The sequence below is a fragment of the Deinococcus marmoris DSM 12784 genome, assembly GCF_000701405.1.
In the GTDB taxonomy this organism is placed as follows: Bacteria; Deinococcota; Deinococci; order Deinococcales; family Deinococcaceae; genus Deinococcus; species Deinococcus marmoris.
Genome location: NZ_JNIV01000198.1, coordinates 1 through 2,908, shown reverse-complemented (window position 1 = coordinate 2,908; position 2,908 = coordinate 1). Strand labels below are relative to the sequence as shown.

The following is a 2,908-nucleotide window of genomic DNA, read 5'->3' as shown; positions in this document are numbered from 1 at the left end:
GGGATCACCCACAGGCCGAAATATACTTCGGCCTCTTAAATCAACCTTTCTCCGCACCCAGCGCCACTTAAACGCAAGTTGTCCGGTACTGAAGTTCTTCAACTGCTTCGACTTCCCGCCCGTTTAAACTCGGGGCATGTCTGTTCTGAATGCCTCTGCCCTGGCCGGGATTGTGTTGTACCAACGCTGGCTCTCGCCCCTCAAAGGCTTTCGATGCGCGCACGCGGCCTTCTACGGTGGGGAGTCGTGTTCTGTGGCCATCGCCCGGATCATCGGGGAACAGGGGCTGGGAAGCCCAGCCATCACCGCTCAGTTTGCCGCCTGTCGCCAGGCTTACGGCCACCTTCCTGTCCAGATGACCGGGGGTGCCCGTCTGCGGGGTGTGTGCTGCTGCGGCCCGCTGCCCATCCCTTTCCGCTGCGGTTAAAATTTGTTTTCTGGGGATACCCATGCCTGAAGATGACCGCTCTGCCGAATCTGTCCCAGTTTCAACGGAGCCCAGCGCCACGTATTGAGCGAGCGTCAGCATTCTCTCGATCGCGCCTCGTGGACCTTCGCTAAACGCACGCTCAGCGGGCGTTCATGATGCTTTGATCAACGTCGATTGGGTGCCCTCTCCCGATCATCAGAAACGCATCAGTTAAATTGAGGGTGACCACTCCATCAACTCAGAACGTTGACCTGTCTGCTATCGCTGGAGGCTCCTCTATGACCACTTCTCAGTTCCTGACTGCCCCGCCCAGACCCATCGTTCTGGCACAGGTTGCACGCGCCGAGTCACGCGGCTTGGCACCCTCAATCCTGTTCACTCCCTGGGCCACTGTTCAGCCCGTCCCCGTGCAGGAACTGCTGTGCCGCTGGGTCCCTGGCACTACCAACGTGGTCCGCCTGACCATCATCGTTGAGCAAGGCGGTGAACAGACCATTGAGCTGAACAGCGCCCGACTCAGCCGCATCTTCGGTAGAGAGGTGATGCATGACCTGTACCTCAAGGGCCGTGCCCAGGTCAGCGCTGACCCGCAGCAGATCGCCTTACTGCGCCGCGATGAAACCGTATTGACGTGATTGAGTGGCGTTCTTAGATGAGGGAGCAGCCGGGCACATGAGCAGGATGAATTCGTCTCGTGTCATGCTCTGCAGGTCCACGAACATGACAAGGCTCCGTGGGCATTTCTTTCTGCTTGATGAACAGGGGAGAAGCCCAAAGGCGGCGTCTGGTCCATATCTTCTAGACCTCTGACGTCCCTTACCCCGGAGGTTTTTGTGTCTTACCGCTTTCCCCTGCTGTTGGCGCTCCCTGTTCTGGCTGCCGCCGTCGTCCTCAAAGGTCCGTCCGATCCTCTACGCCCTTCTACCCCGCAGGACGGCGTGGGACCGCTGACCCGCCGACGCTACTGGGTGGAGATCGAGGGTTCAACACATCCTGCTGAAAGAATTGCCGAGCACTGGCGCAACCATCTGCCTCAACACGCGCCGAAGTGGCTCACCTGGTTCCGGGGGCTGGATCACCCGGTGCCTCCGGTGCGGCAGGGAGACCGCCTATGGATTCTGATGTTCCTGATTCGGCGCGGGCGGGTGATCATCGAACATGTCGATCCCCTAGGCTTCCGCGCCCGCACCCTGCGGCTGCACCCCGAGGCGGGCACCACCGACTTCCGCGTCTATCCAGGGGCGCAGACAGGAGGGATGATCCTCCAGATCGAATCGCTGCTGCGGAGTAGTTCGCACTTTGATCGGCTGGCTTACCTTCTTGGCATTCACGCTGTGCAGCGCCAGAACTGGCACTTGACGCTGACGAGCGTGGCCCGGTACGCGGGCGGGCGCGTCGTTGATCGCGGCACCGAGTCACTGGAGACCCCCAGGCTGGAACACACTTATCACCTCCCCGAGCAGCCATCTGAGGCGTGAGGGCAGGATCATCAAGCGTCGTAGATCCAGAACAGGCTCAAAAGGAGGGCACCAGATTCCGGGGGCGAGGAGCAACGTGATCCAGGGAAGCGTTACTGGGGGAGTCGAATACAACACGCCCATCGTGTTGCTAAATCGTTGCAGGTCGGTGCTGCCCCCGCTTTTTGGTGCCCTCCGGTATTGGGAAAGATCTGTCAGCGGTCATGGGTGCCGTGACTTCCTCCTGGGGCAATGGCCAGGTGGAAGGCCAGGTGACGCGGGTCAAGCTGCTGAAACGGCAGATGTACAGGCGGGCCAAGTTCGCCCTGCTGAGATCCTGAATTCTGCTGGCCTGAAGCGCATGAGAAAACCTCGTGCACGCGGGATGCGGAAGAGCCGCGACTGGCCGGAACGGGCGAGCATATGCATCAGTCCCCGGTATAGGGATCGATGCCCTCGGCGCTCTCCAGGGCGATATTCGCCTCGGTCATGGAGGCGTCGCCGCCGCCCATCATGTGCTCGACCTCCTGCGCGTCCAGTACCGTGCTGTGGGTGTCTGGGACAGGCGCACCCGAAGCGGGCCGCGTATCCAGATTTTCGGGTGCTGGCCCCTGCCCGGCGGGCTGATGCCCGGCACTGGGATGCTCTGTGCCCGGCCTCAGGTGCGGCGTCAGCGTGGGATTGATGGGCAGCGCGTCGCGCTCACCCGTCGGATCATCCTTGGTCATGCCTCAGCATGGACCCGGCATGTCAGGGGAAGTTGAGAGGCGGCTCAAGACTGGGTAGGGCAAGAGGAGGTGCGGCCATCCATCATGCCGCGTTTCCCTCCCAGTCGCCCCGCTTAATCCACGTCAACGTCGCAGTGATGTTGGTAGGGTTTAGAGGCTGTTTGAAGCCTATGGGAGAGTGAATTTGCTAGGCTGTCCTGATGGATCGTCCGCTCTATCCCAGCGACCTCACGGATGCCCAGTGGGAACTCATTGAACCACTTTTGCCACCGATTGGCGAGAGTACCTTCTGT

4 protein-coding genes are annotated in these 2,908 nt (G+C 60.8%); 3 read left to right on the top strand and 1 reads right to left on the bottom strand.

Going from position 1 to position 2,908, the window contains the following annotated elements; genetic code table 11:
• Positions 1 to 136: 136 nt before the first annotated feature.
• From yidD to Q319_RS0123015, 3 genes are all read left to right on the top strand, one after another.
• Complete coding sequence (yidD, locus tag Q319_RS26680; RefSeq protein WP_081846269.1) at positions 137 to 427, top strand: membrane protein insertion efficiency factor YidD; 291 nt, start codon at positions 137 to 139, stop codon at positions 425 to 427.
• Between the two features lie 281 nt (positions 428 to 708).
• Positions 709 to 1,065: a hypothetical protein gene (locus tag Q319_RS28920; RefSeq protein WP_245619449.1), complete on the top strand. Its 357-nt coding sequence runs from the start codon at positions 709 to 711 to the stop codon at positions 1,063 to 1,065.
• Positions 1,066 to 1,263: 198 nt separating this feature from the next.
• Positions 1,264 to 1,908, top strand: a complete 645-nt coding sequence (locus Q319_RS0123015) for a M14 family metallopeptidase (RefSeq protein WP_029484720.1) — start codon at positions 1,264 to 1,266, stop codon at positions 1,906 to 1,908.
• Positions 1,909 to 2,315: 407 nt separating this feature from the next.
• Here the strand turns inward: Q319_RS0123015 and Q319_RS0123005 are convergent, their stop codons facing one another.
• Positions 2,316 to 2,615 (bottom strand): hypothetical protein, encoded by a 300-nt coding sequence (locus Q319_RS0123005; RefSeq protein ID WP_029484718.1) that lies wholly within the window; start codon positions 2,613 to 2,615, stop codon positions 2,316 to 2,318.
• Positions 2,616 to 2,908 lie beyond the last annotated feature (293 nt).

Coding starts and splice junctions, on each gene's coding strand:
- yidD (WP_081846269.1), top strand. CDS start 137: ATGTCTGTTCTGAATGCCTCTGCCCTGGCCGGGATTGTGTTGTACCAA.
- Q319_RS28920 (WP_245619449.1), top strand. CDS start 709: ATGACCACTTCTCAGTTCCTGACTGCCCCGCCCAGACCCATCGTTCTG.
- Q319_RS0123005 (WP_029484718.1), bottom strand. CDS start 2,615: ATGACCAAGGATGATCCGACGGGTGAGCGCGACGCGCTGCCCATCAAT.